The sequence below is a fragment of the Nonomuraea sp. NPDC046570 genome (assembly GCF_040645915.1).
Taxonomy (GTDB): Bacteria; Actinomycetota; Actinomycetes; order Streptosporangiales; family Streptosporangiaceae; genus Nonomuraea.
On sequence record NZ_JBEYZF010000098.1, the window covers coordinates 1 to 4174 of the forward strand.

A 4174-nucleotide genomic window follows, 5' to 3' on the forward strand; every position below is an offset into this window, starting at 1 on the left:
CGAAGCGAATCGACGACCTGAACATACGCCGACGAGACCGGCTCGGCGGCATCCTCCACGAAAACTCACATGCCGCTTGAACTGCATGGATGCAAATTTCGGCAGCCGCAGTGCCCGCTACGGTCGTCGCCTTGACGGGCGAAGGGCTTTCGAATAGGGCTGGACTCCGCCAGATAGCTACTCCCACGCCTCCATAGCGTCGCTTACCGAAGGAGCATTTTTCGCCAGTGTTGTCCGCCAGTCAAGGCAACGGCGGTGCTGAAGGTGGCCGATGACGACGATGCGTGCCACTCCAAGTCCGGTGGCCGTCTGATCGATCCAAGGTGCACCGATGCGGGCTGGGACGTCGGGGACTCCGTGTGGGAACACCAACTTCGTGGCTTCGCTGTCCGCGTCCTTCTCCCGTCCTGTTTCGTTGCTTTGAGTGTCATCGAGTCCTTCGACGATGAGGTGCTCGGCGTCGACATGTTCAAGCAGGATGTGCGCGATCTCGTGCAACAGGGTGAATAGGACCTTGTCGAGCCTTTTGCCGCGACCGGACAAGCCAATAACCGGATACTCATCGACCAACATCGCGCACCCGTCGATCTTGGCACCTGGAAGCGCTTCGACATATATCAGGCGCACACCAACTGTGCTGAACCGGTCAGGCAGCTCCTGGAAGTCGGCGGCCGACTTGAGCGTGCGCGAAAGGGTGCCAGCAAGCTCCCTCAGACGTTTCGCTGAATATCTCTCCGCAGGAGGAAGCTTACGGGCTTTCCTCCTGACGCACGCGACCCATGCGCGCTGTAGCAAGCTGATGTCTTCGCTACGGTTGGCGCGCCTCGCTGCCGCCGCGAATCCGGGCTCGTCATCAAGAGAGTCCAGCTCGAACAGTTCCTTCACCTCGGCCTCGAGGGCATCCAAGGTCGTGCCGGTGAGGAGGCCGCGCTTCTTCAGCAGCTGGATCGGGCCCTTGTCGTTTAGGCGGGCGCGCCGACGCACCTCGTCCAGCTTGACCTGGGTGTTCTTGTTTCTAGATTGCTCGGCGAGCAGGTACTGGTCCTGAAGGTTAAGCCAGTACTCGGCCGTATGGCCAAGGGCGGCGCCGATCTGCGCCGCTGACTCCCTGGTGATCTCCTTCTTGCCGGTGATGATCTCGGAGACGAACTGAGTAGGACGATCCAGAACCGCAGCGAAATCGCCCTGAGACCAGTCTCTGACCTCGAGCTCCCTCCCGAGGAGTTCACCGACCGGCACTTGGGCGATCGGCAGTGGGTCGTGTGGAGGGTTGCTCATCGCGAGGTTTCCATCTCTGAGGTCACGAGCTCGAAGGCCACAGCGCCGTGGCTCTCGGTGTTCTTGAACGTCAGGTTAATAACACGTCCGGAGCTCAACTTCGCCCGCGCCTTGTTCGAGTCGAGGGTGTCATCGGGCTGAATGCGCAGCATGCGCGAGTTTCGCAAGTCGGTGTCGAGCCGAGCTGCCCGCGTGCATTGAACGAGGACGCGAAAGTCCGAGACCTCCCGGGTGCTCCAGCCTTCCGGCCGGAATCCGGGGTCCGTGGCGAGGCGGCGCAACTCCTCATCCATGTACTCCCGGTCCACGTGTCTGTTCTCCATCACCCATCGGCTGATGACGCACTTGCCTACCTCGGTTGAATGCTACAGGCCGCACCGGGGCAAAGATCGGCGACGCCCCGCTATCACGAATCACCTACACGTCATCACCCTTAGGGTGATGATCTATATGCTACGCTCGTCCAAGCCCGCCGACCAGCGGAGGGCAAGACGAAAGGGGGCTGTCATGGCTATGGCACTCACTCACGAGCAGGACGACAGCAAGAAGGACAAGGGGTTCGAGGTGGTCATCAACGGCACGCCGGTCACCCTCGACCACGACACCGTGACTTACGACGAACTCGGGCAGCTCGCCCACCCCGGGCACGACCCACAGGCGATGTTCACCGTCACCTACAAGAACGCCATCGCACCCCACGGCGGGAACGGCACCCTGGTCGCTGGCGAGTCCGTGAAGGTCAAGAAGAAGGGCACGAGCTTCAATGTCCGGCTCACGACTCGTTCGTAACAGCGCTGACTTGGCCCGCCTGGTGCAGGATGGTTATGCCGTCCGCGTCGTCAACGGGTTCCTCGTCATCGACGACATCCCGTTCGTGGACACCGATGCCCAGGTTCAGCGTGGTTCTTTCCTCTGCCCCCTGGACCTGAGCGGCGACACCACTACCGCCCCGAGCACCCACGTGATGTGTTTCGTCGGTGGCACACCTCGCGACAAGAACGGCAAGCCTATCGACGGGCTCGTAAACGACGGCGTCGAGAAGTGGTCCGCCGGCCCTGGCCTCACCGCGGTCTGCGGGTTCTCCCAGAAGCCCAACGGTAACTACCAGGACTACTACGAGAAGGTCACCTTCTACTCGGCGATGGTCATCGGGCCTGCCCAAGCGCTCGACCCTGAGGCGACCCCGCTGACCTTCAAGCCGGTCGAGACCGACGAGGACGACGGCGTCTTCCGCTACCTTGACACCTTCTCCAGCAGGGCTGGCATCACCGAGTTCAATGTCGGTCTCACCCTGAAGAAGGTCGTGATCGTCGGCCTCGGAGGGACCGGCGCATACTTGCTCGACCTGCTCGCGAAGACCCCCGTGGTCGCGCTCGACCTCTACGACGGTGACCTCTTCCGCACCCACAACGCCTACCGAGCCCCCGGCGCAGCCAGCCTCGAGGACCTTCGGGCTGGCCTAAAAAAGGTCCACTACTACGAGCAGATGTATTCGCCGCTGCGTCGCGGCATCAAGGCGCACCCGGTGAACGTGACCTCCGAGAATGTCGACGAACTCCTCGACGCCGACTTCGTGTTCCTCGCGATGGATACTGGGCCGGACAAGAAGGTCATCATCGACGCGCTGACCGTTAACGGCGTCCCGTTCATCGACACCGGCGTCGGGGTCAGCAAGGACGCCAACGGCGTTAATGGGCAGGTCCGCATCACGATTTCGGTGCCCGGCCGCACCGAGCACATCGAGCGAGACGGACTGATCTCGTTCTTCCTCGGCGACGCCGACGAGTACGACACCAACCTCCAGGTTGCCGAGCTGAACTCGTTCACCGCCAACCTGGCCGTCTTCCGATACAAGAAGCACCTCGGGTTTTATGCAGACACCGAGAAGGAACTGCATACCGTGTACGCAGTCGATTCCAACGAGCTCTACAACCGGTACCGGACCTCTGCTACCCAAGGTGAGGACATCGAATCCACCGACGCCGATCCCGCGCAGGACCCGGCCGACACTGACGCTGGGGACGGGTCGGAGGCCTCCGCATGAAGGGTCAGGCCCTGACACCGGTGTTCACCAACTACATCCCAGCCGAACCAGAGCCGGGCAAGCTGTACACCTCAATGCAGTTCGAGACCGCAGTCCACCTGTGCGCGTGTGGCTGCGGCTCGAAGGTCGTCACCCCGTTCGGACCACACGACTGGATCCTGACCTTCGACGGCACCGTGTCCCTGCGGCCGTCCGTCGGGAATGGACAGCAACAGTGTCGATCGCACTACAACGTCCGGAACAACCGCATCGAGTGGCTGCCGCAGATCTCGGCGGCAGCCACTCGAGCCGCTAGCTCCCGCGACCGCGCTGCGCACATAGGGGCGACACCCCAGTCGGCGAAGCAGGCGCCTTGGTGGCGGCGGATTTTGAACCGCATACGACGACCCCGATCAATCCTCTGAACGCATAGGGCGAAGGCCGTGAACATGACGCCGGTCATCTCGGACAACATCCACGCCGTGGGCTACGACCACCGCCTACGCGTTCTCCGGGTGACCTTCAAGTCCGGCGGGACCTACGAGTACTTCGACGTGGCCCTACACCTCTACGAGAAGATGCTCCTCCCACACCCCTGGCGACGCATCGGCCGCCAGATCCGCGCACACCGGTGCCGACGACTCGCTGCCTAACCGGCCGTTCTCCGGCCGACAGCCGAGCCATGGAGTCATTCCGCCGCTATGCTGCGAAGGCCACGTACTGCCACGCACAGGCCCGGGCGGTGCAGGCGCGTTCGGTCGCCACGTTAGGGACGTCCCTAGTACTCCAGCCGCACTTCTTGCTCTGACCAGGGCTTATGGCCTTAGCGCTTAAGCCCGGTGGAACGTGAGACGGCCACCGCTGTGATCATTC

Annotated in this window: 6 protein-coding genes; 4 read left to right on the forward strand and 2 right to left on the reverse strand. The window is 62.5% G+C overall.

Features of this window, described 5'->3' with window-relative positions; genetic code table 11:
• Positions 1-177 precede the first annotated feature (177 nt).
• Together ABZ911_RS42920 and ABZ911_RS42925 are read right to left on the reverse strand one after the other, a co-directional pair.
• Positions 178-1278, reverse strand: a complete 1101-nt coding sequence (locus tag ABZ911_RS42920) for a hypothetical protein (protein WP_358070405.1) — start codon at positions 1276-1278, stop codon at positions 178-180.
• The gene (locus tag ABZ911_RS42925) at positions 1275-1586 is read right to left on the reverse strand and encodes a hypothetical protein (RefSeq protein ID WP_358070408.1); all 312 of its coding nucleotides are present in this window, start codon (positions 1584-1586) and stop codon (positions 1275-1277) included. The genes ABZ911_RS42920 and ABZ911_RS42925 overlap by 4 nt, the downstream gene beginning before the upstream one ends.
• Positions 1587-1785: 199 nt before the next feature.
• On the opposite strand from ABZ911_RS42925, the gene ABZ911_RS42930 reads away from it, so the two are divergent.
• The 4 genes from ABZ911_RS42930 to ABZ911_RS42945 all read left to right on the forward strand — a co-directional run bounded on the left by ABZ911_RS42930 (position 1786) and on the right by ABZ911_RS42945 (position 3954).
• Positions 1786-2067, forward strand: coding sequence for a multiubiquitin domain-containing protein (locus ABZ911_RS42930; RefSeq protein ID WP_358070411.1), 282 nt, complete (start codon positions 1786-1788; stop codon positions 2065-2067).
• A 10-nt stretch (positions 2068-2077) separates the two neighbouring features.
• Entirely contained in the window at positions 2078-3322 is a 1245-nt protein-coding gene (locus ABZ911_RS42935; RefSeq protein ID WP_358070414.1) for a ThiF family adenylyltransferase, read from the forward strand.
• A 74-nt stretch (positions 3323-3396) separates the two neighbouring features.
• Positions 3397-3726 (forward strand): DUF6527 family protein, encoded by a 330-nt coding sequence (locus ABZ911_RS42940; protein WP_358070419.1) that lies wholly within the window; start codon positions 3397-3399, stop codon positions 3724-3726.
• A 24-nt stretch (positions 3727-3750) separates the two neighbouring features.
• Positions 3751-3954 carry a KTSC domain-containing protein gene (locus tag ABZ911_RS42945; RefSeq protein WP_358070417.1) on the forward strand — a complete coding sequence of 68 codons (204 nt, stop codon included), beginning with the start codon at positions 3751-3753 and terminating at the stop codon, positions 3952-3954.
• Positions 3955-4174: the final 220 nt, after the last annotated feature.

Bases quoted from the DNA above. Each gene is read 5' to 3' on its own strand.
- ABZ911_RS42940 (WP_358070419.1), top strand. From the start codon at position 3,397: ATGCAGTTCGAGACCGCAGTCCACCTGTGCGCGTGTGGCTGCGGCTCG.
- ABZ911_RS42930 (WP_358070411.1), top strand. From the start codon at position 1,786: ATGGCTATGGCACTCACTCACGAGCAGGACGACAGCAAGAAGGACAAG.
- ABZ911_RS42945 (WP_358070417.1), top strand. From the start codon at position 3,751: ATGACGCCGGTCATCTCGGACAACATCCACGCCGTGGGCTACGACCAC.
- ABZ911_RS42920 (WP_358070405.1), bottom strand. From the start codon at position 1,278: ATGAGCAACCCTCCACACGACCCACTGCCGATCGCCCAAGTGCCGGTC.